The organism is Halomonas sp. BLK-85, assembly GCF_044792155.1.
In the GTDB taxonomy this organism is placed as follows: Bacteria; Pseudomonadota; Gammaproteobacteria; order Pseudomonadales; family Halomonadaceae; genus Vreelandella.
Window position 1 is genome coordinate 749,095 of record NZ_CP087731.1, and the last position, 26,981, is coordinate 776,075.

Annotated in this window: 26 protein-coding genes; 23 read left to right on the forward strand and 3 right to left on the reverse strand. The window is 51.9% G+C overall.

All coding sequences use genetic code 11. The features are described from left to right. Positions 1-2: 2 nt before the first annotated feature. Positions 3-725, reverse strand: coding sequence for a YebC/PmpR family DNA-binding transcriptional regulator (locus tag LL947_RS03300; RefSeq protein ID WP_499833945.1), 723 nt, complete (start codon positions 723-725; stop codon positions 3-5). Positions 726-896: 171 nt separating this feature from the next. On the opposite strand from LL947_RS03300, the gene LL947_RS03305 reads away from it, so the two are divergent. Continuing rightward, entirely contained in the window at positions 897-1,514 is a 618-nt protein-coding gene (locus LL947_RS03305) for a LysE family translocator (protein WP_290824185.1), read from the forward strand. A gap of 94 nt (positions 1,515-1,608) precedes the next feature. After that, complete coding sequence (locus tag LL947_RS03310; RefSeq protein ID WP_404417862.1) at positions 1,609-2,097, forward strand: glutathione peroxidase; 489 nt, start codon at positions 1,609-1,611, stop codon at positions 2,095-2,097. Between the two features lie 1,429 nt (positions 2,098-3,526). Here LL947_RS03310 and LL947_RS03315 read toward each other — a convergent pair. Next, positions 3,527-3,754: a DUF1289 domain-containing protein gene (locus LL947_RS03315; protein ID WP_499833946.1), complete on the reverse strand. Its 228-nt coding sequence runs from the start codon at positions 3,752-3,754 to the stop codon at positions 3,527-3,529. Positions 3,755-3,789: 35 nt separating this feature from the next. After that, positions 3,790-4,662, reverse strand: coding sequence for a glycerophosphodiester phosphodiesterase family protein (locus LL947_RS03320; RefSeq protein WP_499833947.1), 873 nt, complete (start codon positions 4,660-4,662; stop codon positions 3,790-3,792). A gap of 333 nt (positions 4,663-4,995) precedes the next feature. On the opposite strand from LL947_RS03320, the gene LL947_RS03325 reads away from it, so the two are divergent. From LL947_RS03325 to LL947_RS03425, 21 genes are all read left to right on the forward strand, one after another. Next, a complete protein-coding gene (locus LL947_RS03325) occupies positions 4,996-5,361 on the forward strand; it encodes an RT0821/Lpp0805 family surface protein (RefSeq protein ID WP_499833948.1) in 366 nt (121 codons plus the stop codon). A gap of 80 nt (positions 5,362-5,441) precedes the next feature. After that, positions 5,442-7,097 carry a polysaccharide biosynthesis/export family protein gene (locus LL947_RS03330; protein ID WP_499834367.1) on the forward strand — a complete coding sequence of 552 codons (1,656 nt, stop codon included), beginning with the start codon at positions 5,442-5,444 and terminating at the stop codon, positions 7,095-7,097. A 136-nt stretch (positions 7,098-7,233) separates the two neighbouring features. Beyond that, the gene (locus LL947_RS03335; protein ID WP_499833949.1) at positions 7,234-8,031 is read left to right on the forward strand and encodes an ABC transporter permease; all 798 of its coding nucleotides are present in this window, start codon (positions 7,234-7,236) and stop codon (positions 8,029-8,031) included. Between the two features lie 3 nt (positions 8,032-8,034). Continuing rightward, the gene (locus tag LL947_RS03340) at positions 8,035-9,120 is read left to right on the forward strand and encodes a KpsE/RkpR family capsule polysaccharide export protein (RefSeq protein ID WP_499833950.1); all 1,086 of its coding nucleotides are present in this window, start codon (positions 8,035-8,037) and stop codon (positions 9,118-9,120) included. A gap of 133 nt (positions 9,121-9,253) precedes the next feature. Next, a complete protein-coding gene (locus tag LL947_RS03345; RefSeq protein WP_499833951.1) occupies positions 9,254-9,553 on the forward strand; it encodes a nucleotidyltransferase domain-containing protein in 300 nt (99 codons plus the stop codon). Then, entirely contained in the window at positions 9,550-10,038 is a 489-nt protein-coding gene (locus LL947_RS03350) for a hypothetical protein (protein ID WP_499833952.1), read from the forward strand. The genes LL947_RS03345 and LL947_RS03350 overlap by 4 nt, the downstream gene beginning before the upstream one ends. A 122-nt stretch (positions 10,039-10,160) precedes the next feature. Then, positions 10,161-11,582, forward strand: a complete 1,422-nt coding sequence (locus LL947_RS03355) for an MBL fold metallo-hydrolase RNA specificity domain-containing protein (RefSeq protein ID WP_499833953.1) — start codon at positions 10,161-10,163, stop codon at positions 11,580-11,582. 199 nt (positions 11,583-11,781) lie between these two features. Then, on the forward strand, positions 11,782-12,768 hold the full coding sequence (locus LL947_RS03360; RefSeq protein ID WP_499833954.1) for an ABC transporter ATP-binding protein: 987 nt from the start codon (positions 11,782-11,784) through the stop codon (positions 12,766-12,768). 25 nt (positions 12,769-12,793) lie between these two features. Beyond that, the gene (locus tag LL947_RS03365; RefSeq protein WP_499833955.1) at positions 12,794-14,020 is read left to right on the forward strand and encodes a dTDP-glucose 4,6-dehydratase; all 1,227 of its coding nucleotides are present in this window, start codon (positions 12,794-12,796) and stop codon (positions 14,018-14,020) included. 43 nt (positions 14,021-14,063) lie between these two features. Beyond that, positions 14,064-14,435, forward strand: a complete 372-nt coding sequence (locus LL947_RS03370) for a four helix bundle protein (RefSeq protein WP_499833956.1) — start codon at positions 14,064-14,066, stop codon at positions 14,433-14,435. A gap of 217 nt (positions 14,436-14,652) precedes the next feature. After that, positions 14,653-15,558 carry a dTDP-4-dehydrorhamnose reductase gene (gene rfbD, locus LL947_RS03375; RefSeq protein WP_499834368.1) on the forward strand — a complete coding sequence of 302 codons (906 nt, stop codon included), beginning with the start codon at positions 14,653-14,655 and terminating at the stop codon, positions 15,556-15,558. Next, the gene (locus LL947_RS03380; RefSeq protein ID WP_499833957.1) at positions 15,555-15,965 is read left to right on the forward strand and encodes a nucleotidyltransferase substrate binding protein; all 411 of its coding nucleotides are present in this window, start codon (positions 15,555-15,557) and stop codon (positions 15,963-15,965) included. The genes rfbD and LL947_RS03380 overlap by 4 nt, the downstream gene beginning before the upstream one ends. Beyond that, the gene (locus LL947_RS03385; RefSeq protein ID WP_499833958.1) at positions 15,955-16,299 is read left to right on the forward strand and encodes a nucleotidyltransferase family protein; all 345 of its coding nucleotides are present in this window, start codon (positions 15,955-15,957) and stop codon (positions 16,297-16,299) included. The genes LL947_RS03380 and LL947_RS03385 overlap by 11 nt, the downstream gene beginning before the upstream one ends. Positions 16,300-16,511: 212 nt before the next feature. Next, positions 16,512-17,402 carry a glucose-1-phosphate thymidylyltransferase RfbA gene (gene rfbA / locus LL947_RS03390; RefSeq protein ID WP_499833959.1) on the forward strand — a complete coding sequence of 297 codons (891 nt, stop codon included), beginning with the start codon at positions 16,512-16,514 and terminating at the stop codon, positions 17,400-17,402. Between the two features lie 342 nt (positions 17,403-17,744). Next, positions 17,745-18,296 carry a dTDP-4-dehydrorhamnose 3,5-epimerase gene (rfbC, locus tag LL947_RS03395; protein WP_499833960.1) on the forward strand — a complete coding sequence of 184 codons (552 nt, stop codon included), beginning with the start codon at positions 17,745-17,747 and terminating at the stop codon, positions 18,294-18,296. Between the two features lie 32 nt (positions 18,297-18,328). Next, positions 18,329-21,823, forward strand: a complete 3,495-nt coding sequence (locus tag LL947_RS03400; protein ID WP_499833961.1) for a glycosyltransferase — start codon at positions 18,329-18,331, stop codon at positions 21,821-21,823. Further along, complete coding sequence (locus tag LL947_RS03405; protein WP_499833962.1) at positions 21,816-22,667, forward strand: sulfotransferase; 852 nt, start codon at positions 21,816-21,818, stop codon at positions 22,665-22,667. Before LL947_RS03400 ends, LL947_RS03405 begins: the two co-directional genes overlap by 8 nt. Beyond that, on the forward strand, positions 22,667-23,974 hold the full coding sequence (locus LL947_RS03410) for a hypothetical protein (protein ID WP_499833963.1): 1,308 nt from the start codon (positions 22,667-22,669) through the stop codon (positions 23,972-23,974). Before LL947_RS03405 ends, LL947_RS03410 begins: the two co-directional genes overlap by 1 nt. Further along, a complete protein-coding gene (locus tag LL947_RS03415; protein ID WP_499833964.1) occupies positions 23,971-25,575 on the forward strand; it encodes an aldolase catalytic domain-containing protein in 1,605 nt (534 codons plus the stop codon). Before LL947_RS03410 ends, LL947_RS03415 begins: the two co-directional genes overlap by 4 nt. Then, positions 25,572-26,264 carry an acylneuraminate cytidylyltransferase family protein gene (locus LL947_RS03420; protein WP_499833965.1) on the forward strand — a complete coding sequence of 231 codons (693 nt, stop codon included), beginning with the start codon at positions 25,572-25,574 and terminating at the stop codon, positions 26,262-26,264. Before LL947_RS03415 ends, LL947_RS03420 begins: the two co-directional genes overlap by 4 nt. Next, a complete protein-coding gene (locus tag LL947_RS03425; RefSeq protein ID WP_499833966.1) occupies positions 26,261-26,932 on the forward strand; it encodes an HAD family hydrolase in 672 nt (223 codons plus the stop codon). Before LL947_RS03420 ends, LL947_RS03425 begins: the two co-directional genes overlap by 4 nt. Positions 26,933-26,981 lie beyond the last annotated feature (49 nt).

Sequence of the window (26,981 nt, forward strand, 5' to 3'; positions counted from 1 at the left end):
GATTACTCTGGAAACTCGCCGCTGTGATAAACGTTCTGGACATCATCCAGATCGTTGAGCATATCGAGCATCTTCTCGAACATGGCCACGTCATCGCCTTCCACCGGGGTAGTGGTCTGCGGCAGGAACTGGATTTCATCCATCTCGAAGTCGATCTCACCGAAGGTATCCAGCAGCGCCTGCTTGGCCTTGGCGTAATCCGTATGCGGCGCGTAGACGGTAATCTTGCCGTCTTCCTGCTCGATGTCGGTAACATCCACATCGGCTTCCATCAGGGTTTCCAGCACCGCTTCTTCATCTTCACCGGCAAAGGTGAAAATGGCGCAGTGATCAAACATATGGCTGACGCTGCCGGGGGTGCCAATCTTGCTTTTGGTCTTGGTGAAGCAGCCGCGTACATCCCCGAAGGTACGGTTGGGGTTATCGGTCAGGCATTCCACAATCACCATGACATTGCCCGGCCCGAAGCCTTCATAGCGGGCTGGTGAAAAGTCTTCACCGCCGGCGCCGCTGGCCTTATCAAGTGCTTTATCAATCACATGGGAAGGCACCTGATCTTTTTTGGCGCGCTCGATCAGGCCGCGCAGGCTCAGGTTGGCCTGGGGGTCGGTGCCGCCGGCCTTGGCGCAGACGTAAATCTCGCGCCCGTATTTGCTGTACACCTTGGTTTTGGCATCGGCCGTCTTGGCCATGGATTCTTTACGGTTCTGGAACGCCCTACCCATAGTACACTCCTGTGTTGGTTGATTTATCGCTGCCCGGTCATATCAAAGATCGCTGGAGCGCCACGCTAAAAAGCACGATTTTACGTCACAAGCGGTTGGGCTAACAGCGTTATTACGCGTGCTTTGCGCTAGACTGTGCGACCCGTTTGCCATCACTCAAGGAGATACCCCATGCCATTTACTCTATGGATGTCGCTGGCCGCTATCTGTGCCATGGGGGCCATGTCACCCGGGCCTAGCCTGGCGTTAGTGCTTCGTCACACCCTGGGCGGTGGGCGTTTGCCGGGTGTTACCGCCGGTGTCTTTCACGCCTTGGGTGTGGGCTTTTACGCACTCTTGACGGTGTTGGGGCTGGGTGCCTTGATGGCGCGCTTTCCGCTGGCATTCCAGCTGGTGACCTGGGGTGGGGCGGCTTATCTGGCCTGGCTGGGCATCAAGGCCCTTCAGGCCGGGCGTGCGGGGGCCATCCAGGCCGGTGCCGCCGTCACCACCACGGCTCAGGCCGCCCGTGAAGGGGTGCTGGTTGCGCTTGGCAATCCCAAGCTGATCCTGTTTTTCGTGGCACTTTTGAGCCAGTTTGTAACGCCGGAGATGAGCGTCACCGCCAAAGCAATCATCGTACTGACGGCAATGATCATTGATGGCGGCTGGTATGTGCTGGTCGCGCTGGTGCTCTCGCATTCACGGGTGCTGCCCTGGCTGCAGCAGCGTGCCCACTGGATCAACCGGATCACCGGCGTCATGCTGATAGCGTTGGCCCTGCGTGTAGTGACTGGCCCGCTTTGGTGAGAATCAAAGGTGGCGCCGTGTTGTGCTGCATGGCAAGGTAGCAGTAGAGCATTTTCCCGTGCCCCGGGATACGGTCAACGCTAACGAGGTGGCTATGTCGCTATACGATCAGGATTGTTATACCCATCTCGGCGAGCCTTTCAACCTGCGCGTACTGCGCGGTCAGGTCTTGCTGATTGTCAATGTGGCGAGCAAATGCGGCTTTACCCCGCAGCTCAAGGAGCTGGAATCGCTTTACCAGCGTTATCGTGAACATGGGTTCACCGTGCTGGGTTTTCCGTGCAACCAGTTCGGTCACCAGTCACCGGAAAGTGCTGAGGATTTTTGCGCCTTTGGCGAAGAAAACTACGGCGTATCTTTTCCATTGATGGAAAAAGTCGACGTCAACGGGCGCCATACCCACCCATTGTTTGACTACCTCAAGAAAGAAGCGCCAGGTGTGATGGGCACCCGCAGCATCAAATGGAATTTCACCAAGTTTCTGGTCGGCCGCAACGGCCAGGTCATTGCCCGTTTCGGCCCCAAGGACCACGGCCCAGCCCTCCGCCAGGCCCTTGAAAAAGCCATCGATGAACCGTTTTGAGCCAATTTGCGGTGGGTGGGTGGATGGCGGAGCGAATCCACCCTACGAATTAACCCAGGACCCTATGCCCGATCATTCCTAGATGCTCCACCGATAACCCAGGCACCAATGCCCGATCATTCCCCGATAACCGTAGGGTGGATTCCCGGCGTCATCCGCCGAGCTATGAACGACAATCAACCCATAGACCCAACGGCGGATGATCGACGCAATCCACCAATGCCTGATGCCGGCACGTCACATAACGGGCACCGCTTGCCCGCCTGCGGCGGGTGGGTGGATCGCGGAGCGAATCCACCCTACGAATGCTTTCTCGATCACTCTGGCACCAATGGCCGATCATTCCTAGATGCTCCACCGATAACCCAGGCACCATTGCCCGATCATTCCCCGATAACCGTAGGGTGGATTCCCGGCGTCATCCGCCGGGCTATGAACGACAATCAAACCATAGACCCAACGGCGGATGATCGACGCAATCCACCAATGCCTGATGCCGGCACATAACATAACGGGCACCGCTTACCCGCCTTCGGCGGGTGGGTGGATGGCTGAGCGAATCCACCCTACAAATTAACCCAGGCACCAACGCCCGATCATTCCCCGATAACCGTAGGGTGGATTCCCGGCGTCATCCGCCGGGCAATGAACGACAATCAAACCATAGACCCAACGGCGGATGATCGACGCAATCCACCAGTTCCTGATGCTGGCACGTCACATAACGGGCACCGCTTGCCCGCCTTCGGCGGGTTGGTGGATTGCTTCGCGAATCCACCCTACGAATTAACCCAGGCACCAATGCCCGGTCATTCCCCGATAACCGTAGGGTGGATTCCCGGCGTCATCCGCCGGGCAATGAGCGACAATTAACCCAGAAACCCAACGGCGGATGATCGACGCAATCGACCAATGTCTGATGCCGGCACGTCACATAACGGTCACCGCTTGCCCGCCTTCGGCGGGTTGGTGGATTGCTTCGCTAATCCACCCTACGAATTAACCCAGGCACCAATGCCCGATCATTCCCCGATAACTGTAGGGTGGATTCCCGGCGTCATCCGTCGGGCTATGAACGACAATCAACCCAGAAACCCAACGGCGGATGATCGACGCAATCCACCAGTTCCTGATGCCGGCACATAACATAACGGGCACCGCTTGCCCGCCTGCGGCGGGTTGGTGGATTGCTTCGCTAATCCACCCTACGAATTAACCCAGGCACCAATGCCCGGTCATTCCCCGATAACCGTAGGGTGGATTCCCGGCGTCATCCGCCGGGCAATGAGCGACAATTAACCCAGAAACCCAACGGAGGATGATCGACGCAATCCACCAATGTCTGATGCCGGCACGTCACATAACGGGCACCGCTTGCCCGTCTGCGGCGGGTGGGTGGATGGCTGAGCGAATCCACCCTACGAATGCCTTACGCCTCAAGCCTCACAAACCCCTCGGCTTCCAATCGTTCCCAGACTGGTGCCTTATCCGCGTCGCTCATCCTGCCCCAATTGGCAATTTCATCCAGGGTTCTCCCGCAGCCTTCGCAGCGTTGGCTGGCCGAGTCAATGCGGCAAATCTGTATGCAGGGGGAAAGCGGGCGAACGCGCTCAGGGGTGGCCACCTGAACAGTCTCAATCGCCATTTTGTCAGCCATAAGTGATGCCATCCTTCAAGGTAAAGATGTGAAAATCAATTCACCAGTTCCAACAGGCGCTCAGGGTAATCGGTAAACAGCCCGTCTGCACCCCAGTCGATCAACTGCTGCATATCTTCCTGTTCGTTTACGGTATATACATGCACTTTCAAGCCGCGGGTCTGGGCACTTTCGATAAAGTTTTCCGTCAGCACCGTCTGGTCATCGGCGCGAAAATTAACGCCAACTCCCAGGGCGTAGTCGGCGATCTCACCCAGTGCCTCAAGGTTGAGCGGCGTGTCATCTGCAGGCAGCCACAGCAGTTGCACCAGAGGCAAGTCCGCCTCCAGTTCGCGTAGGGTCAAAAGGCTTTCCCGGCTGAACGACTGCACGATGACCCGGCCACTTGAGATCATCTCGAAACGTTCCAGCATGTCGACCAGGGCCGATTCCAGCCCCGGGTTCTGGCCAGGCGCCTTGGTTTCCAGATAGTAGCGGGCGCTATGGCCAAAACGCTCAAACACCTCTTCAAGAGTCAGAATGGGCAATCCGACGAAACTATCATCCGCTTTGTCAGGATAGGCCGCATTGAACCAGCGGCCCGTATCCAGCTGCTGGAGTGCTTCAAGGTTGAAATCATTGACCTGACCTTCGCCGTTGCTGGTGCGTTGCAGCTCACGGTCATGAAACGCCATCAAATGCCCATCCGCGCTGAGTTGTATATCCAGCTCCAGATAATCCACACCAGAGCGATGGGCACGCTCCAGCGCTGGCAGGGTGCTTTCCGGCGCCCGGCCACTGGCACCTCGATGAGCAATGACCTGAAAGCGTTCAAGGTCAGCACGCTGCTGGTCCAGTGCTTGCGTATCCGCATGAGCGGCGGTGGAAAACACCAGCAACCACGCCAGGCAACGTAAAAAAGGTAACATTAGAGTCGCCTCATTGAGTATAATCAAATGATGTGAGTAGGATGATATGCATCATAAAGAGGCGTATAACCCTTGTCCACGTAGAGACTGACCAATGAATACCCTACAATAACTGGTCTTCCCTGTGGCTTACGGGGCTTTTTTCGGGTTTTACAGCACGCAAGGCTTGGGCAAGGGAATAAGCCCGTAACAATCCCGGGGCGGTAGCGTGCCTGCAATTAGCGTGTCTGAATCTAGGATATAGTTATGTCGCTTCTGGTTACTTATATGAAATCATGTTACTCAAGATTTAATTTTTTACAATCAAATGTAAGCACCCCATGGCCATCACGCATGAAATGGCTGACAACAGCCAGCATCGTCTTGCTCAGCGGCTGTGCCACTCAGTATCCACAAGGCGACGCCGCCTCGGCAGGTTATGTCCTCAATCAGGATTCCGCCAAACCGATTCAGAATGCTGACCTGAACGGTTTTCTGGAGCAGGCCCCGGCAGGTAGCGTCATCAACCTGGCCGAAAGCCCCTGGGGAGCAGGCGTGGATGTATCCGCAGGCCAGCCCTATATGGCCGCCAGTGGCCGCGAGTGCCGGCGTCTTGATGTCATGGGTCAGCAGTCCCAGCGGAAAGCTCTGGTCTGCCAGACAGACAATGGCTGGGTCCACCAGCGGGCTGTCACTGAATCAATCGCAGGGGCGCAATAACCATGCCGAGTAACAAGCAACCGCCCCGTCTGTTGCGTGCGCGCTTGACCCGTCTGGCGCTCAGCGTCTCACTTGGCTGCATGATTGTTTTCAGTGGGCCCGCCTGGGCACAGTCGATCAGCCTGCCAGATAACATTGTGCCCGAGGAAAACGACGAATCTTCCCGGCAGGTAGACGACGCCTCCCGCGCCGACTGGCGCAGCGGCACCTATGGCCCCGTCCCCCAGGGTGAGCGCGAAGCCATGATCGATAGCCTGCCACCTTTTGGCGCCAACCTGTTTACCGGCGGTTTTCGCGGCGCCATGGGAGAGGGCTTGAACCCGGCCTATCAGGTCAAGCCGGGCGATCAGGTCACCGTGCGTGCCTGGGGCGCCATCGAGCTTGACCGCGCCCTGCCGGTAGATGCGCAGGGCAATATCTTTCTGCCCGGCATCGGCCCGATCAATATTGAAGGCCAGAGCAGCCAGGAAGTCGACAATTCGGTTCGCCGGGCAATTACCTCGGTCTACTCGGACAACGTTGAGGTCTATACCAACCTCCAGGGCGTGCAGCCGGTGGCCCTGTTCGTCACCGGTAATGTGGAAAACCCCGGCCGCTATGCCGGCACCCCCAATGATTCGCTGCTTTATTTCCTCGATCAGGCCGGCGGGATCGACCAGGACCTGGGCAGCTACCGCCAGATCCATATCAAGCGTAATAACGAAACGATCGCCAACGTCGATCTGTATGACTTTCTGCTGACCGGCAGCATTCCGCGGCCTCAGTTCCGCGATGGCGACACCATCGTCGTCAAAGAACGTGGGCCCGCCATTGCCGTAACCGGTGATGTGCATCGTGAACACCGCTACGAACTGACAGGCGATCAGCTCAGCGGCGCTGAAATACTCAACCTGGCCCGCACCCAGAGCGGCGTTTCTCACGTACTGCTGCGCGGCGACCGTGACGACGGCCCGGTGGCCAGTTACTTCCCGCTTGATCTGTTTGCCGGGCAGACGGTGCGCAGCGGTGACGAGGTCATGTTCAGTTCCGACAAGCGCAGTGAAACCATCGTCGTTGAGGTGGAAGGCAGCTATTATGGGCCTTCCCGCTATGCATTACCGCGTGATGCACGCCTGAACGAGCTGCTGGATGCCATCGCTGTGCCGGAAAGCATGACCGCCGTGCAGAGTATCTCGCTGCAGCGCGAAAGCGTGCGCAGGCAACAGCAGCAGTCGCTGGAAGACAGTCTGCGCCGGCTGGAGACTACCTATCTCAGTGCGCCTTCCAGCACCAATGAAGAAGCGCGGGTGCGCGCCCAGGAAGCGGAGCTGATTCAGGATTTCGTCAGCCGCGCCCGTGAGCTGGAGCCCAGCGGCCGCCTGGTAGTGGCCAGCAGAAACGGCATTGCCGATATCCGCCTGCAGGATGGCGATGTGATTACTATCCCGGAAATCAGTGATTCCGTGCTGATCAGCGGCGAAGTCGTGGTGCCCCAGGCCGCTGTCTATCAGCCTGGCGTGAGTGTGATGGATTACATCGAAAGCGCCGGCGGGTTTACCAATCGGGCAGACGATGACCAGATCCTGCTGGTCCGCCAGAACGGTGCGGTCATCAACGCGCGCAGCTCAGCGCTTCGCCCGGGAGATGAAATCCTGGTGATGCCAGCCGCCCCGACCCACAACCTGCAGCTAGCCTCAACGCTGACGCAGATCCTCTACCAGATCGCCGTCGCCACCCGCGTTGCGGTTGATCTGTAACTGCTTCTCAAAAAATTAGTTGCCACGGACCCTCACGGACGGCACGGACAAAACCTTTTGGTTTTTTAGGTCTTGTTCTTGTCCGTGTTTTCCGTGTGTGTCCGTGGCCAAATAAAATCTCACTAAAAGCACCTCTATGGCTGATGTAAGAAGATCCCGCACGCCCTGGCAGGTTACCCGCAGCGTCTGGTATGCCATGTTCATGCGCGAAGCCATCTCGCGCACCATGGCCGACCGCATGGGCTGGTTCTGGATGATTTTTGAACCTGTCGCTATGGTAGGCATTATGGTGGCTATCCGCAGTTTTATCCGCGGTGGCAACCTGATCGTCAACGCTGAATTTATTCCATGGCTTATCATGGGACTGATGGGGTTTTTCCTGGTGCGTGAAGGCATGCTGCAAGGAATGGGCGCCATCAACGCCAACAGTGCGCTGTTTGCCTACCGCCAGGTGCGACCGGTGGACCCTGTGCTGGTGCGCAACTTCCTGGAAGGCATGCTGCGCAGTTTTGTTTTTCTGCTGTTTATTGCTGGTGGCCTGATGCTCGGGCTGGATATGTACCCGGATAACGCTGTGCGCGCCATGGGGGCCTGGCTGTCGCTATGGTCATTGGGTTTGGGGTTGGGGTTGGTAACCTCAGTAGTAGCCACTATGGTGCCGGAAGTAGGGCGGATCATTCGTATGCTGTCGCTGCCGCTGCTGATTCTTTCCGGGGTGATATTGCCGCTAAACCAGTTGCCCCATTGGCTGTTGGAATACCTGATGCTCAACCCCATTCCGCATGGCCTGGAAACCTTGCGTCTGGGCTTTTTTGAAAAATACCAGGTCGTCACCGGCACCAGCATGCTGTATTTCTGGTTATTTACGCTCTCTACAATCGCGCTTGGGCTGATACTTCACCTGCGCTTTGCTGAACGATTAAAGGCAAAATAATTCATGCAACGCTTTCTACGTCAAAACCCCCACTGGCTGCTGGCCTTTATCGCGATTGCGCTGGTGACCTTTTACTGGTTTATCTGGGCTCAAGAGCGCTACGTTTCCAATGCAACGATAGTGTTGGAAAGTCCCCAGGTGGCGACGCCCGAGCTCAGCTTTTCGTCCCTGCTGGGTGGTGGTGGCGGTAACACCGCTGACCTTTTGTTGCTGCGTGAACACCTATTATCGGTGGATATGCTCAAGCATCTGGATGAAGAGCTCGACCTGCGCACCCATTACAGTGAAAACGGCGATATCTTTGCCACCCTGCGTATGCCGGATGGCCCCATTGAAGATCTTCATGATTACTACCTGCGGCGGGTAGAGGTGGAGCTGGACGAATACGCTGGTGTATTGAACATTCGCGTTCAGGCCTACACGCCAGATTTTGCCCATGCCTTTGCCACCGAGCTCTTGCAGGCCGGCGAAAACCATATGAACGAGATGGGCCATCGTCTTGCTGAAGAACAGGTCACCTTTCTGGAAAACCAGATGGTGCGCCTTGAGGAGCGCTTTGAAGAAACGCGTTCCCAGCTGCTGGAATTCCAGAACGAATACGGCCTGGTCTCGCCGACTACCACCGTCGAAAACATCAATCAGGTGGTCGCCACTCTGGAAGGTGATCTGGCCCGCTTGCAGGCCCAGCGTAATGCCCTGGCCAGCTACCAGAGCGCCCAGTCGTCACAGCTGCGCGGCGTAGAACGGGAAATTGAAGCCCTGCGCGACCAGATCATCCGTCAGCGTGATCGCCTGGCCCAAACCGCCGGAGATTCGCTTAACCGGGTATCTGCGGAATATGAAATGCTGGAACTGCGCGCTCAGTTCGCTCAGGAAACCTACTCAAGTGCCCTGGCCGCGCTTGAAAATACGCGCCTGGATGCGGCCCGCCAGCTCAAGCAGGTCAGTGTATTGCAAAGCCCGCTGATGCCGGAATACCCCACCGAGCCGGACCGCCTCTACAACAGCGCCGTCTTCGCCATCATCACGCTTTTCCTAGCGCTGATCCTCAGCATGATGATCATGATCATCAAGGACCACAGGGATTGAGTAGTGAGTGTCCGTGGCAAGAAATGACAGTTCGGGGGTAGCTTTGGAAATGACATCTCTTTATTAAATAGCAGTCTAAGGGTTGAAAATCGGATTACCTCTGCCTCACGCAACATATAGATAGAGTAAAAACATGCGTCTGAAGCCAAACGAAATCAATGTCATCAAAGGCGCTATTACTGATGTGTTTGGTAATCACGCATCCGTTAGGTTGTTCGGCTCCCGTATAGATGACACCGCAAAAGGTGGTGATATCGATTTAATGGTCAGTCTTGATGCGCCTATAGAAGAACCTGCCAGGTGTATCGCCAAGGCACAGGCAAAAATGATAATGGCGCTGGGTGATCGAAAAATTGATGTTGTGTTGGATGCCCCCAATCTAACTCACACCAGCATCCATCAGATAGCCAAAGCCCAAGGGGTTGTCTTATGACGCTTGAGCCTCATGTTCAAAGTAGACTTGAGTTTCTGCTGCGTGTTGTCAGTAAGGAAATAATGCACCTGCAATATGCTGACCAACAGATTTTTGGCAATAGCTTGCAGCTTTCCGATATTCAAGCGCTTGACCAAAAGCCAGAATTAGCCCTGAAGTTAGAAGCTTTTGCGAGCCGCTTTTGTCGCTTACAGGATACTCTGGGCGATAAGCTACTTCCTGCCCTGCTGCGCGCTTTAGGTGAGCCGGATAAAGCATTGCTGATCAACCTGGATAAAGCCGAAAAATTTGGCTGGTTGGTTTCTACAGAAAAGTGGGTAGAGTTACGCCAGCTCAGAAATCAGATGATTCATGAGTACATCGAAGAAGCTTCTGTATTACATAACGCTTTGATCACTGCACATCAAAATATCGCAACATTGACGGACTTTGCCGAACGCTTAGAAAAAGAAGTAAGTGCAGTCTTGAATCGCGATGAGTGGTGAGTTGCATGTCTTACCACGGACCCTCACGGACGGCACGGACAAAACCTATTGATTTCTATTGTTTTTGTTTTTGACCTTGTCCGTGTTTTCCGTGAGTGTCCGTGGCCAAAAAAGGACTTTTCATGGCTGATATCATCCACCACGGCGGCGCCCAGGGCGTGACCGGTAGCTGCCACCAGCTGATACTTGATAGTGATCACTCACTACTAGTAGATTGCGGCCTCTTTCAGGGTAAAGACGCCGCCCGGGATGAAAACGCCCAGTTCGAACAGCTAAAGGTCCGCTTTGATATTAGCACGGTTAAAGCACTGATTATCACCCACGTCCACATCGACCACGTGGGCCGCTTGCCTTACCTTTTGGCGGCAGGCTTCAAAGGGCCGATTATCTGCTCCATACCGTCCGCCAGGTTACTGCCCCTGGTGATTGAAGACGCCCTGAAAATCGGCTTTACCCGCAACACCCAGTTGATCGAACGCTTTCAGGCCCAGCTACAATCACAGATTGTCAGCCTGCCCTATGGCCAATGGCACTCTGTCATCCAGCAAAGCCCCCAAAAGCAAAGCAGCCAAAACCAAGATGATCAAAGCACCACCCGGGTCAAACTCAAGCGGGCAGGGCATATCCTCGGCTCCAGCTACGTTGAAATTGCCCATCAGGATGGCAAGAAAAAAGAAAGAATTGTGTTTTCTGGAGATCTTGGCGCTCCTTACGCGCCACTATTGCCTGCACCCAGATCGCCTTACGGCTGTGATCAATTGGTGTTGGAAAGCACCTATGGCAACAGGCGCCACCCAGACCGCCGCCAGCGCCGGGCCAGCCTGAAGCAGGCGGTTGAACAGGCGCTTCACAATGGTGGCACGGTGATGATCCCGGCGTTCAGCATTGGCCGCACCCAGGAACTACTCTACGAACTGGAAGGCATTATTCACGCTGCACAAGCAGCGCAATGGAAAACGCTGGAAATTATCGTGGACTCACCTCTGGCTGCGCGGTTTACTCAAGTCTACCGGGAACTCAAGCCCTACTGGGACGCCGAAGCCCAACGCCACCTGCGCCGAGGCCGCCACCCACTGAGTTTCGAGAACCTCTACACGGTGGATAGCCACGAAGAACACCTGCAGACAGTCGATTACCTGGCCAGAACGGGCAGGCCAGCCGTAGTAATAGCCGCCAGCGGCATGTGCGCAGGCGGGCGCATAATGAACTACCTGAAAGCCATGCTCGGCGACGCGCGCCATCAGGTGGTGTTTGTAGGCTACCAGGGCGCAGGCACCCCAGGACGGGATATACAGCAATACGGCCCCCAAGGCGGCTGGGTAGCAATCGACGGGCAACGCATCGATATCAAGGCCGGCATCACCACTCTCAGCGGCTACTCCGCCCACGCTGACCAGAAAGACCTGCTTAACTTCGTCAAACGCATGCGCCGCTGGCCCAGCAAAATCCACCTGGTACACGGCGAAACCCACGCCCGCCAGACACTGAAAACACAGCTGGAAGCCATGTATCAGCAAAAACACCGTAAAGTAACAATTTCTTAGCCGCGGTATTTCTTAGCCACGGACCCTCACGGACGACACGGACAAAACCTTTTTATTTTGATTGTTTTTGATCTTGACCTTGTCCGTGTTTTCCGTGAGTGTCCGTGGCAAAACAGGTTTTGGGGTTTATCCGTGGTTATCCGTGGCTAAACAAGTTTTTCTTGGCCAACAAGCCCAATATATTCTGCGTAGCAACCCAATGATCGAAGTCAAAAACCTCTACAAGCGCTACCACAACCACCACGGCAGCGATTGGGTGTTGAAAGACATCAACCTGACCTTCCCCAAAAACGTCAGCGTTGGCCTGATTGGTGCTAACGGTGCGGGCAAATCCACGCTACTGAAGCTGATTGCCGGTATGGATACCCCAGAGAGGGGAGAAGTCATTCGCCACAGCCGGGTTTCCTGGCCGGTGGGCCTGGCGGGCGGCATGCAAGGGAATATGACGGGCCGTCAGAACGTCAAGTTTGTAGCGCGTGCCCAGGGCAGTGGGCCAGAGGATGTCAAAAACATCATTCAGTTTGTCGAAGACTTCGCAGAAATAGGCCAAGCCTTTGATGAACCAATTCGCACCTATTCCTCTGGCATGCGCTCGCGCATCTCGTTTGGCTTGTCCCTGGCGTTCAACTTCGATGTGTATATCTCGGACGAAGCAACCGCCGTGGGTGATCGCGCCTTCAAAGAAAAAGCAACGCAACTGTTTAAATCCAAGGTCGGTCAAGCCTCAATAATCATGGTGTCACACTCTGAGGGCATCCTTAAGGATCTCTGCCAGGCAGGGGTTTACCTGAAAAAAGGGCAAGCCATCTGGTACGACGACGTTAAAGAAGCCATTACCCACTACCATGCTGACGTTGACAAGGTAAAGGCAAGCAAACCGGCAACAGCTAAAGCAGCCCCTGCGGAACCGAAGAAAAGTGCACCTGAAGCTAAAAAGATTGCCCACTTGCCCGATAATCTCCCTGAAGCGCGCAAGCACTTACAGGAGGTCAGGAAAAAACTTGCAGAAGCAAAGCGTGGGTTGGAAACAGCCGAAGAGCAGAACCTGTTACCGCTTTACCGCAAGTACATGCAGGAAGACATCGCCAAGCGCAGAACCCAGTTGCAAAACGTCAAGCGGCATATCAAGGCGCTAGAAGCTGAAGACCCTGACGTCGCCCCTTCGTCTCAAACATCCTCCTCCTAATGTTTACACAAGGTTATTCTGATCAATGTTGAGTAAAACTTTCCTGATTACCGGCGGCGCCGGTTTTATTGGCTCAGCCGTTGTTCGCGAGCTGATCAACAATACTGCTCACCGGGTCATCAACGTCGATAAACTGACCTATGCTGGCAATCTTGAATCACTCACCAGCATTGAAAACAGCGAGCGCTATACTTTTGTGCAGGCAGATATCTGCGATGCCCCGGCCATGCAGCAACTGTTCGAGCAGCACCAGCCGGATATCGTCATGCACCTGGCCGCTGAAAGCCATGTAGACCGCTCCATCGACGGCCCCGCAGAGTTTATCCAGACGAACGTTGTCGGCACAGCGGTACTCCTGGAAGCCGCTCGCGCCTACTGGAAAACCCTGCAGGAAAACGATGCCACCAAGGCCGCTGAATTCCGCTTTCACCATATCTCCACCGATGAAGTGTATGGCGATCTGGCAGAGGGTGAGGAGTCAGGGGTGAGGAGTGAGGAGTTAGACCCTTCACTCCTCACCAGCCCGCAGGGCGCTCACGCCTCACAAGCGCAGCGCTCACTATTTACCGAAGAAACGCCCTACGCCCCAAGCTCACCGTATTCCGCCAGCAAGGCCAGTTCTGACCACCTCGTTCGCGCCTGGCAGCGCACCTACGGCCTGCCAACCCTGGTCACCAACTGCTCTAACAACTACGGCCCGTACCATTTCCCCGAGAAGCTGATCCCGCTGATGATCCTCAACGCCCTGGCCGGTAAGCCGCTACCGGTTTACGGCAATGGCCAGCAGATCCGCGACTGGCTATATGTAGAAGACCACGCCCGCGCCCTGATCAAAGTCGCCAGTCAAGGCGACATCGGCGAAACCTACAACATCGGCGGGCATAATGAGCAAACGAACCTGCATGTTGTGGAAAGCATCTGCGAGATCCTCGACGAGCTGGTGTTAGATGTGAGGAGTGAGGAGTTAGGAGTGAGGAGTACCCCCACACCCCTCACAAGCCCGCAGGGCGCCCACGCCTCACAAGCGCAGCGCTCACACAAAGAACTGATTACCTTCGTCACCGACCGCCCCGGCCACGATGTACGCTACGCCATAGATGCCAGCAAGATAGAACGCGAACTCGGCTGGGTGCCAGAAGAAACCTTCGAAACTGGCCTGCGTAAGACAGTTGAATGGTATTTGAATAACCAAGAATGGTGGCAACGCGTACAAGACGGCAGCTACCAAGGCCAACGCCTCGGTAGTCTGTGAGGAGTAAGGAGTGAGCGCCCTGCGGGCTTGTGAGGAGTAAGATATGAACGGAATCATGCGTAAGCACCATCAGCTAAGAGTGTGGCAAGAGTCAATGGATTTAGTGGTGGCAGTTTACGCAATGGTATCGACATTTCCTCAAGCAGAGCGTTTTGGGTTGGTTAGCCAAATGCAGCGTGCTGCAGTTTCCGTACCAAGTAACATTGCTGAGGGTGCTGCAAGAAGCAGTAAACGCGATTTCCTGAGATTTTTACATATTGCGCGTGGCTCGCTGAGTGAGTTGGAAACACAGTGTCACATTGCTCAACGCCTTGGATATACCAATGATATTTCAACCACAATAAAAGCAATTGATTCCGTTTTCTCTCAGTTAGGCGGGCTGATTAGGCATTTGAAAGAGGTAATTGAAGAGTGAGGAGTGAGGTGTGAAGAATTATATGGCTAATTATGAGGGGGTAGGAATGAAGAGAGAAAAGTCAGGAGTTAGTAGTGAGAAGTTAGGAGAAGCTAACCCCTCACCCCTCACAAGCCCGGAGGGCGCTCACGCCTCACAAGCAAGCGCAGCGCAGCGCCCACCCCTTACAAGCCCAGAGGGCGCTCACACCTCACAAGCGAAGCGCTCACCCCTTACCATTTTCATCACTGGCGGTAACGGCCAAGTAGGCTTTGAACTCCAGCGTCAATTTGCCATCTTCGGCACCGTGCTAGCCCCAAGCCGCACAGAGCTGGATCTGAGCGATGCCCAAGCCGTAGAGGCTTACCTGGTTAAAAATAAACCCGATCTGATTATCAACGCCGCAGCCTACACCGCCGTTGATAAAGCCGAAAGCGAGCCAGAACAGGCCCAGCGCCTTAACGCGGGCTTGCCCGCTCAGCTGGCGGAATACGCCGCGGCCAACAACGCCGCCCTGGTGCATTACTCCTCGGATTACGTCTACCCAGGCGATGGCGAAACACCCTGGCAGGAAGACAGCCCCACCGGGCCGCTCAGCGTTTACGGCCAAACCAAGCTGGAAGGCGATGACGCCGTGGTCAACAGCGGCTGCCAGCATCTTATCTTCCGCACCAGCTGGGTCTACGCCGCCCGTGGCAACAACTTCATGAAAACCATGCTACGCCTGGGGCGTGAGCGGGAAGCACTCAACATCGTCAACGACCAGATCGGCGCACCCACCCCCGCCCGCCTGATCGCTCAAGTCACTGCATTGGCAACATCGCCTCACTCCTCACTCCTCTCAAGCCCGCAGGGCGCTCACGCCTCACCAGCGCACAGCGCGATATACCACCTAGCCCCCAGAGGTGAAACCAGCTGGCACGGCTTCGCCAGCGAGATATTCAAGCAAGCCCGCGAGCAGGGTGAAGCACTGGCGATTACCCCAGAAAACACCGGCGGCATCCCCACAGCGGAATACCCAACCCCCGCTCAGCGTCCGCTTAACTCACGCATGGCGTTAGATAAGCTGGAAAATGCCCTGGGCATTACCTTGCCCAGCTGGCAAGCACAATTGGCGCTGACGCTGCAGGAAGCCACAACATGAGTGATTACGATATACGCTGGAAGCAACGTTACCAGCAATTTGGTAATGCTTACGCCTTGCTTAGAGAGTCTATCGGAATACAGAAGCCCAGCGTTGTTGAACGAGCCGGTATTATTCAGTTCTTTGAAATGGCGTTCGAGCTGTCTTGGAAATTGCTCAAGGACTACCAGCTGGCGGAAGGCTTTCAGGTAAATAGCCCTCGTTCGGCCATTAAACAGGCTTTCCAATCAGGTCTGATTGAAGACGGTCACGCCTGGATCCAGGCACTGGAAGACCGCAACCTCACGACACATACTTATAATGAAACTACCGCTCAGCTGGTGGAGGAAAAAATTCGCACAGCTTATTACCCGCTGTTAAGCAAACTGTACGATAACTTCGCAGAAAAAGTCACTTATGAGCCTTAATAAGCAAACCGGCTTGAAGCACGATGATATCGCACTAATTCGCCAAGCCGCAGCTCACTTTCCTACTATTGAAAGGGTGGTGTTGTTTGGGTCGCGGGCCAAGGGAGGCTACCGGCAAGGGTCCGATGTGGATCTTATGATTCAAGGGCATGCAGTAACCGATGATACCGTTACCCAACTTGCGGATCAGCTCAATGAAGAGCTTCCCTTACCGTACTTTTTCGATGTGCTGAATGAAAATACACTCAGCAATGATGCACTGCGCCAACATATAAACCGAGTCGGTATTATCCTCTTTGATACATCTCATAGAGCACCAACAAGCTCTCGGTAATTTGAAAACGTTATTCGCCACGGATAAAAAAACTGTTTTGCCACGGACACTCACGGACGACACGGACAAAACCTTAAATTCTTATTAATTTATTAATTTATTAATTTATTAGTTTTTTTTGGTTTTGACCTTATCCGTGAATATCCGTGTCCATCCGTGGCCAATAAATTGGTTATATATCAGTGGCAAAAAAACCTCAAAAGGAAATGAGTATGAGTACCCCCCAAAACCGCAAGGGCATTATCCTTGCCGGTGGTTCCGGCACTCGCCTGCACCCCATTACCCGCGGTGTCTCCAAACAGCTTTTGCCTGTCTATGACAAACCGATGATCTACTATCCCGTTTCAGTGCTTATGCTGGCCGGTATTCGCGAGATCCTGATTATCTCCACCCCGGAAGATCTTCCCCAATATGAAAACCTGCTCGGTGACGGCAGTGATTTTGGCGTACATTTCGAATACGCCGTACAGCCAAGCCCGGATGGTCTCGCCCAGGCGTTTATCATTGGCGAAGAATTCATCGGCGATAGCCCTGTTTGCCTGGTACTGGGCGATAACATCTTCCACGGCCAGCACTTCTCAGAGCAGTTAAAGCGCGCAAGCGAACAGCCCAGCGGCGCCACCGTGTTTGGCTACCTGGTAAAAGACCCCGAGCGCTTTGGCGTGGTGGAGTTCTGTGAAGACGGCAAAGCCATTTCCATTGAAGAAAAGCCCGCTAAACCCAAGTCTGCACACGCTGTGACAGGCCTGTACTTCTACGACAATGACGTAGTAGAAATTGCCAAAAAGGTGCAGCCCTCCGAGCGTGGCGAGCTGGAAATTACCAGCGTCAACAACGCTTACCTGGAACGCGGCGACCTGCGCGTAGAACGCCTTGGCCGTGGCTTTGCCTGGCTGGATACCGGCACCCACGATAGCCTGCTGGATGCCAGCCAATACGTGCAAACCATAGAACACCGCCAAGGGCTGAAAATCGCCTGCCTGGAAGAAATCGCCTGGCAAAACGGCTGGATCAGCAACGAACGCCTGCTGGAACTTGCCAAGCCCCTGGCCAAAACCCAATACGGCCAATACCTCCAGCGCTTGGTGGCAACCAAACGATAATTTTTAGCCACGGACACTCACGGAAAACCTGTTTCGCCACGGACACTCACGGACAACACGGACAAAACCTTAAATTCTTTTTTAATTTATTAGTTTTTTTGGTTTTGACCTTGTCCGTGTTGTCCGTGAGCGTCCGTGGTCAATATCCAATACCCGCCACGAACGACACAGAAAGCACGGACAAAACCTTAAACTCTTTTTTAGTTTTTTAATTTATTAGTTTTTGGTTTTGACCTTGTCCGTGTTGTCCGTGAGTGTCCGTGGCAAAACCGGTTTTATCTGTGTTTTCCTCGAGTGTCCGTAGCCAATTGAAACGTTTTTAACTTAGGTGGTCTACCAGCTATGCATTACGAAAAACTCGCCATACCGGATGTGGTATTGCTCACGCCCAAAGTCTTTGGCGACGAGCGTGGTTTCTTCATGGAAACCTTTCGCCAATCTGAATTTGAACAGCACTGCGGCAACTACACCTTCGTGCAAGATAACCACAGCCTTTCCAGCCATGGCATTCTGCGTGGCCTGCACTACCAGCTGGAAAAACCTCAAGGCAAGCTGGTGCGGGTGACGCGTGGAGAGGTGTTTGATGTAGCCGTAGACCTCCGGCAAAAAAGCCCCACCTTTGGCCAATGGGTAGGGGCCACCCTGAGTGCAGAAAACAAACAGCTGCTCTGGGTGCCGCCGGGTTTTGCCCATGCTTTTTACGTTACCAGTGAAGAAGCAGAGTTCCAGTATAAGTGCACCGATTATTACAACCCAGGTGATGAATACTGTATTCGCTGGGATGACACAATGCTGGCAATAGACTGGCCTTTGGTTCAGGGCAAGCCACCAAGAGTTTCAGAAAAGGATGCGCAAGGGGAGACTTTCAAAGAAGCTTCCTTCTTCGAAAGCTGATTGTCTCATACAAATTCACAGGAAAGTTTTCAATGAGCACCAAGGGATCGCTTGTCAGCGTGTGGAAAAAAGTCACAAAAAATAGAGATGTACATAATAAGACTATAGTAGGTAATCAACCAATGCTATCTGTCAAAACAGGCGCTGACGCAATTACACTGGATATTGATTTTTACCGCTCTCGCTATTCTGATCTGGCTAATCTGGATAACAAGCAGCTTGAAGAACACTGGAAAGTCTATGGCTTCAAGGAAGGGCGCTATGCATCCGCAGCGCATGAGCAACAAATCAACACGGCGCAGGCCTCAGCTTATGAAACCAGCCAGGATAAGGCTCACCAAGAAGTATCAGCACCTGAAGGGAAAATGAAGGGCAGCAAAGAAACCGCTGCTTCAAAAGGCGCAGTAGACCTTAACTTTTACCTTACGCTTTACCCTGACCTTAAAGCCAATGGTATTACTACCCAGCAGCAGGCTGATGCGCATTTTGAGCAGTTTGGAAAAGCAGAGGGACGCGCTTCATCACTGGTTGAATGGGCTTCTCAGCACCATTTGCCTCTCAATGTTATTCCGTATGGCTTTTCTCTTTCATCGGTTTTGAAGCGCTGCTCCAAGCAGGGGGTAGATCTGGAGCCGCAGCGTATTCTTGATACCCTGTTAGGTCACGATATTGCTACTGTTGCTTTAGGGGAAACCGCCGAACAAACACTCAAGGCCTATTTGGCACTTGGAAAGCATTATCTGGGCTGTCAGGAACGCGCCCGTGGTAGGGCATTACTTGAAGCTGGCCTTACGTTTGCACCCAGTGCAGATGCACTTGAATTACTGGGTAACAGCTATCTGGATGAAGGGCATCAGAGTATAGCGCTGAATTATTATGCTGCGGCATCCAGGCTACCATCACCACCCAAATGGGTGGCTTTTAATCATGCAAAATGCCTGACCAATTTGCACCGAATAGATGAAGCCATTGAAGTACTGGTAAATGGAATAGCCAATAATCCTAATTTTCGCCAACAACATGCTGAGTTGGAGCGGTTGGCAGAACATAAGTGGAATACTCTGCAAGCAGAGCTATTGGCATGGGTGGATGCACAGAACCGTGAGCAATTGATCAATGAAGTTAACCGTTTTGCCGCCCACGTGTATCGTGCATACTTAACGCTATTCGGTGCTAAAGCGCCCAATGAATATGCCGATTCAGAACTTCAGTCCAACGCTGGCATTCCACCATTAGCTGAACTGGCAAGGCTCAATACACAACGCATCTTAATAGTGGGCGATTTCCACGTCCCACAATGTGAGCGTTATCGTATTAACCAGAAAATTGAGCAGCTTGAAAAGGTAGGAATAGAAGCCACTGCCATCGACTGGACCAAGCTGGAGCAAAATGCCAACCAGCTAGCGCTGCATGATGTTGTCATTTTCTACCGGGTACCTGCAGTACCTAAAGTCATCAAGGCAATTGCCCAGGTTAATGCAACCGGCAAACTTAGCTTTTATGAAATTGATGATTTGATTTTCGAAGTGGAATACCCACCAGGTATAGAAACCTATGGGGGCTATGTGGCTCTGGATACCTACCGAGGGCTCACCCGTGGAATGGCATTATTCAATGCAGCTGCCAAGTTGTGCCGTCTTGGTATTGCCTCTACTGAGCCACTAAGGCAACGATTGGCCCCATTGGTTCAGGAACAACGCTGCTTGTTGCATAGAAACGGTCTGGATCACCTTAATCAGTTCCGTACCAGTGATAAGTCACATAAAAAGACAATCGATATTTTCTATGGCAGTGGGACTCAGGCGCACAATAGTGATTTTATAGAGCAAGCACTACCTGCCATTGAGCGCGTACTTAAAGAAATACCGAAGGCGCGTTTGGTAATCGTCGGTTATTTGAGGCTACCCAAAAGTTTTCGAGAGCGCTTTGCCAAACAGTATACCCAGTTGCCTGCTATTAAAAGTGTACAGGGCTACTGGTCGTTTCTCGAACAGTCAGATATTAATATTGCTGTCTTGCATGATGACACCATTAATGCCTGTAAGAGTGAGCTGAAATGGTTTGAAGCCGCCTGTTTTAGTATTCCTTCAGTGGTAAGCAATACTGCCAACTATCGGGATGTTATCAGCGATGGTGAAGATGCTTTTCTAGCCATGTCGGAAGACCAGTGGTATAGCGCCATTAAACGACTAGCGGCAAGCAAGGAACTCAGAGATAGGGTTGGCAATGCAGCCATGCAACGTGCCAAGCAAGATTATAGTTTGGAAGTGCTGGGCAATGCCTTGGTGAAGCAGATTGAAGAGGTTGTGCCAGCACCGACAACGAGAAAGCCAAAAATTGCACTGGTTAATGTTTTCTTTCCTCCACAGTCCATTGGTGGCGCAACCCGTGTAGTGGCCGACAACTTTTCAGCTTTGCGTAAACATTATGCAGATGAGCTGGATATCTGTGTTTTCACAGCCGATGCTGAATGTGTTACTCCTCATCAGATGATGGTGTATAACCGTTTAGGCTCCAGGGTATACCGCGCGACTACTCTTTGGCGCGAGCATATGGATTGGCACCCTCAAGATCCAAAGATGTACGTGCTGTTTACAGAGTTTTTGGAGCTGGAGCAGCCTGATATCATCCACTTTCACTGCGTACAGCGCTTGAGCGCTTCCATTGTCGAAGCGGCTCGGGATGCGGGCGTACCCTACCTGATAACGGCCCATGATGCCTGGTGGATTTCAGATTATCAGTTTCTGGTTGACCACGAAGGTAAGGTTTATCCGGAAGGTCATCCGGATCCCTTTGTTGAAACGCCGCTACCCGCTAATATCAGCCGTGAAGCTTCCATTGAGCGTGGCCAATATCTGAAGAGCTTGTTGCATGGCGCTGAAAAAGTATTGACTGTTTCTCAGGCTTTTGCTGATATCTATCGTAAAAACGGCTTCAATGAAATTGAGGTAATTCCTAACGGTATTTCAGACGATATGCCTTGGGCACCGAAGGATACTACCTACACGCCGAATGTCGTCTGTGGGCATATTGGTGGCATGGCAGAGCACAAGGGCTATTATCTGCTGAAAGAAGCCGTGATGGCTGCCCAACCGGAGAAGGTGGAATTTCTGATTGTCGACCATTCCCAAGAGGAGGGGTACAGGCAACAGGCTTATTGGGGTAAGGTGCCAGTCACCTTTATTGGCCGGGTAAGTCAGGAGCGTATAGTAGATCTTTATCGCCAAATAGACGTATTGTTCGCGCCATCGCTATGGCCGGAAAGTTTTGGCTTAGTAACCCGAGAGGCGGCTGCATGTGGTTGCTGGGTGGTAGCGAGTAATCTGGGCGGTATAGGGGAAGATGTGGTTGAAGGGAAAACAGGGCATGTGCTAGAGCCTACACAGAAAGCACTAACACAATTGATGAGTGCTATACAAAAAAATACTCAACGATATAAAAGAGACGCAGTAGATGTTGAAGTGACTCCAGCGTTACACCAAACCCAAAAGTTAGCAACGCTATATATAGAGAATAAAGATGATTGATAACCTTTTCCTTAGCGTAGGTGCTATGAAGGCTGGCACGACCTGGCTTTATGAGCAGCTTAAAGATCACCCTGATATTTATTTTACGCCAGAAAAAGAAATCCATTACTTCGCAAATAAAGTAGGTATTGAAAAACAACTTAATCATCGAAATAGAATTATAAAGTTAAAGAAATTGATGGAAAAGTGTGCAAAAGGTAATCCTGCATATATAGCAAAGAATATTGACGAAATAGCATGGTATGCTAACTATGCTCATCCAAAAGAAATTAGCAATGATTGGTACGAAAGCCTTTTTTCACAAAATGTAGAAAGAAAGTTTTGTGCTGATTTTTCAAATTTATATTGTCAGATGGGGCCGGATGGCTGGGAGAATGTTAACCAAGTAGCAAAAAATACCAAGGTAATATATACACTGCGTGACCCCTTAAGCCGACTGTGGTCTCATTATAAGTTTCATATGAAATGGGTTAATAGGGAAGATGAAGCATTAGACGCTGGTTTTGAAAATTTTAAAGATCTACTAGATAAGCCATGGTTCTGGGTTAATGCAGAATATGCTAAAAACTACTGTTTGCTTAAGGAGTATTTACCTGAGGAGAATCTTAAATTACTTTATTTTGAAGATTTTAGGCAATCGCCTGAAGAAGAGTTGACAAAAGTGCAAGATTTTATTGGTGTAGATAGAGTGCCTATGCCCGAAGGCGATTTAAAGAGAAAAGTAAATGCAACTAAGGATTTCGAATTCCCTGAGGCTTGGAAAGAGTACGCGCTGAAGAAATTATCACCTATATATGAAGAGTGCATTTCAGAAGGCATCCTTCATAGAGATTGGAGAGTTTAATGGCTTCTTTTCATCATGTAAGTGAGGGCTGTGTTAAAAGTATACCTTTAGATAAGGGTTTTTTGTCATTTATAAGTAGCTGTTTGCTCGATAACAATGTTGATGCATTAATACAGGTCTGGCGTTTTTCGTTGCTGAAAGATGGTTTTGAGTTAGAAAATCCAGAAACTGGTGTTGTTTGTTTCGCTAGAGGAAGTGTAAGGAATGGTAGTACTAATATAGTTTTTTTTTCTGATAAATTTTATGAAAATAAATTTTGCTTAGTCCAGAATACAGATTTTTTTAACTGTTTGATAACTGCAAGCGGGGGTGTGTATTGTCCTTTTTTAGACTTTCGCAACCCTCATTTTAGGAGTGCTATAAAATCATATAACGACATGATTAGAAGTGGAAAGATAGTAGACGATTGTTTTTATTTGGAGGCTGTTTTCGCAGGTTTCGCTATTGGAAAACCTAGGCCATTTCACTGTTTATATGACACTTATAAAAATTTGAGCGAAATTGAAAATTTAAATGGTAAGAAAGTGTTTATAGAGAAGCATAGAAAGTATTATTTTGACCCGTGTTGGGTTTTGGAAGACTGTACCATTGTTGACACTAAAGGTGCTAGCGAATTTTATTTTTTTCCAAACACAATTGGCCAGTACAGGGCTAATGCGAAGAGTTCTAAAAGAGTAAAGCATCTTATGGAAGAGATGGAATCTAAAGTTTATAAGAAAATTGTTGGAAACGATGTTTTAGTGAATTCTTGCGAAGGTCATGTTGCTCTTTGGATTGGGGTTACTGGTCAGAAAAGGTCATGGTTGGATCAGGTTTACGGGTATTGTGAATTGATAAAAAGTTTCATGGCTAAGTTTGTATATGTCACAGTATACGTTGATGGAATCACAGCTCCACATGGCAAAGAAGTTGAAGTTGCTGAAGATGAGTTAGTTTTTGATAAAATAAGAAAAGAATTCATAGGCGAGAAAGCAGTAAAATTTATTTCAGTTATTGGCAAGGACTATTCAGTCAAGATTGAAAACTGCGCTAAAATTGACTTCTTTGTAGCTAATGCAGGTACTGGCTCGATAGTGCCACTAAGGATTTGTAAAAAGCCAGGGGTTCTACATTCTAATGATAGTATTTACGCTTTTCCAGATGATTATAAAGGAAGGGTTCAATTTGTTGACAGTAATAGTGTGACTACTGTAAAAGATTCTGCTGGAGTTGGTATGCTTGAAAGTTACAGCTTTGAATGGAATGAAATTCTTGAGTCGGCAAAAAAAATTACCCTCCCAAACAAGGTGACGCAGGAGTTTTTATGAAGCTTTTAGACTGTACCCTCCGCGACGGCGGATATTACAACGCTTGGGATTTTTCCACTGAGCTTATTAACCAGTATCTAGATGCCATGCAAGCTGCAAGAGTAGACGTGGTAGAACTGGGCCTTCGTATGTTGAAGAATCAGGGCTTCCAAGGCCCCTGCGCGTTTACAACTGACGAGTTTATTCGTAGCCTGACTATTCCTGCCGGCTTGACTGTGGGTGTCATGGTTAATGGCAGCGAATTGGTGGGAGAAGTGCCCCAGCAGGAAGCGCTAGAACGTCTTTTCCCCAATGCAGCCGCAGATTCCCCCGTCGACTTGGTACGCATTGCCTGCCATGTGCATGAATTCGAAAAGTCGCTGCCCGCCGTGACTTGGCTTAAAGAGCGTGGCTATCAGGTCGGCTTTAATCTGATGCAGGTGGCAGATCGTACTGAAGACGAAGTGAAAGCCCTTGCCCGTGTGGCCAAGGCCTACCCGATGGATGCGCTCTACTTTGCCGATAGCATGGGTAGCATGAACCCAGACCAGGCAGCGCAGATCATCCAGTGGTTCCGCAGTGAGTGGGCCGGGGCTATGGGCATTCACACCCATGACAATCTGGGGCTGGCCCTCTCCAATACCCTACGCGCGTTGGATGAAGGCGTGACCTGGGTAGACTCCACGGTGACGGGCATGGGCCGGGGGCCAGGTAATGCCCGTACCGAGGAACTGGCCATCGAAATGGCTGAGCGGCGCGGAAAGCCCGCCAATATGGTGCCCTTGATGGTGCTGCTGCGTGAGCATTTCAAGCCCATGCAGGCCCATTACGGCTGGGGGACTAATCCTTATTACTACCTGGCAGGTAAGTACGGCATCCACCCTACCTATATTCAAGAAATGCTCAGTGATTCCCGTTACAGTGAGGAAGACGTATTGGCAGTGATTGAGCACCTGAGAGTAGAAGGCGGCAAGAAGTTCAGCCTGAATACCCTGGATGCGGCACGTCACTTCTATCACGGCGAACCCAAGGGGCAATGGTCGCCCAAGGAGCGTTTTGCTGGGCGCGAGGTGCTGCTGCTAGGCACTGGGCCTGGTGTTGCCCGTCATCGTGAGGCCTTGGAGCGCTACATCCGTGATCATAAACCGCTGGTGTTGGCGCTTAACACCCAGAGTGCGATTAACGCCGAGTTGATTGACCTACGTGTTGCCTGTCATCCGGTACGCCTGTTGGCAGACTGTGAGGCACATACCCAGCTGCCCCAGCCGTTAATCACACCTTATACGATGTTACCAGCAGATGTGCGTGACTCCTTGGCCAGTAAAGAAGTGCTGGATTTTGGTTTGAACGTTCAAGCAGATAGCTTTGCCTTTGCTGAGACGCACTGCACGGCGCCAACGTCCCTTGTGATGGCGTACGCTTTTGCTATTGCGGCTAGTGGTGAGGCAGATACCCTTTATTTAGCAGGCTTTGATGGTTACGCAGGTGAAGATCCGCGTAATACGGAAATGAACCACGTGGTAAAGCAGTTCCAAGCGTTTAACGACACCTTGCCCCTGATTGCCATTACACCGTCGCGCTACGATCTCATCAAACAGAGCGTCTATGGGATGGTCTCATGAAAGAGAAGGTAACCTGTTTTTTGCCTTGCCGTGCGGGTAGTCAGCGTGTTGAGAGAAAAAATATCAAGCCCTTTGCAGGCCATGAACATGGTCTGATTCAGATCAAACTTCGCCAGCTTCTCGCGGCAGAGGAGGTTGATGAAGTCGTCTTGACCACGAACGATGCTGATATTCTCGCTTATGCTGAAACACTGAATGACCCACGTCTGCGCCTCCATCGTCGTGTAGAGGAGCTATCGTCAAGCGCTACCAGTACGGATCAATTGGTTGCCCACGCGCTGGAGTTGATTCCCGAAGGCCATATACTCTGGACACATGTGACGTCACCTTTTATCACTGCTCAACGCTATGATGAGGTGATACAGACCTATTTTGAACAGCTCAAAAATGGATACGATTCTTTGATGACGACCACGGCTATTCACGGGTTTCTTTGGCAGGATGAGCAACCCATGAACTATGACCGCACGATTGAAAAATGGCCACGCACTCAGACGCTGAAACCGGTGCATGAAGTGAATAGCGGGGCTTTTATGGCGTCTGCCTCTCTCTATCGTGAGATGGATGATCGCATTGGTTGCCATCCCTATCTTTACCTAATGGATAAACTCACCAGTTTTGATATCGACTGGCCCGAAGATTTCGTGATGGCGGAATGTCTGGTTGAAAAGGGGCTGGTGGCATCATGAACCCAGGGATCTCACTGGCCAATTACACCACCCTGGTTTTTGACTGTGATGGCGTGGTGCTGGATTCCAACAAGGTCAAAACTGAAGCTTTCTATCAGGCGACCTTGCCTTATGGCGAAGCCGCTGCCCAAGCCATGGTGGATTATCACGTCGCCAACGGTGGAGTATCACGCTACAAAAAGTTCGCTTACTTTCTGGAGCAGATTGCCCCTGTTTACACCAGTCAACAACAAGGGCCCGACTTGGAAGCCCTATTGCATGCCTATGCCAGCCATGTACGCGAAGGGCTGTTGAACTGTGATATAGCTCCTGGCTTAGAAACCTTACGAAAGAAGACACTCGAAGCCCGTTGGCTGATTGTCTCCGGTGGTGACCAAGCTGAGCTGCGTGATGTGTTTGCTCAGCGTGGCATTGCTGAGTGGTTCGATGGAGGCATCTTCGGTAGCCCTGATACCAAAGATGAGATTCTGGCGCGTGAACTGGCGGACGCCAATATTCAGCAGCCTGCGTTGTTTCTAGGTGACAGCAAGTACGATTATCAAGCTGCCAGTGCCGCAGGGCTGGATTTCGTATTTCTGAGTGGTTGGAGCGAGGTAGCTGATTGGGAGAGTTGGGTAGCCAGTGAAGCAATAGGGGTGCGTCAGGATATCAAGCATTTGACTGAGTAAAGCATGACAATTTGGTAAAGGATCGCGCGCTGGTCAGGGAAGAACCAAG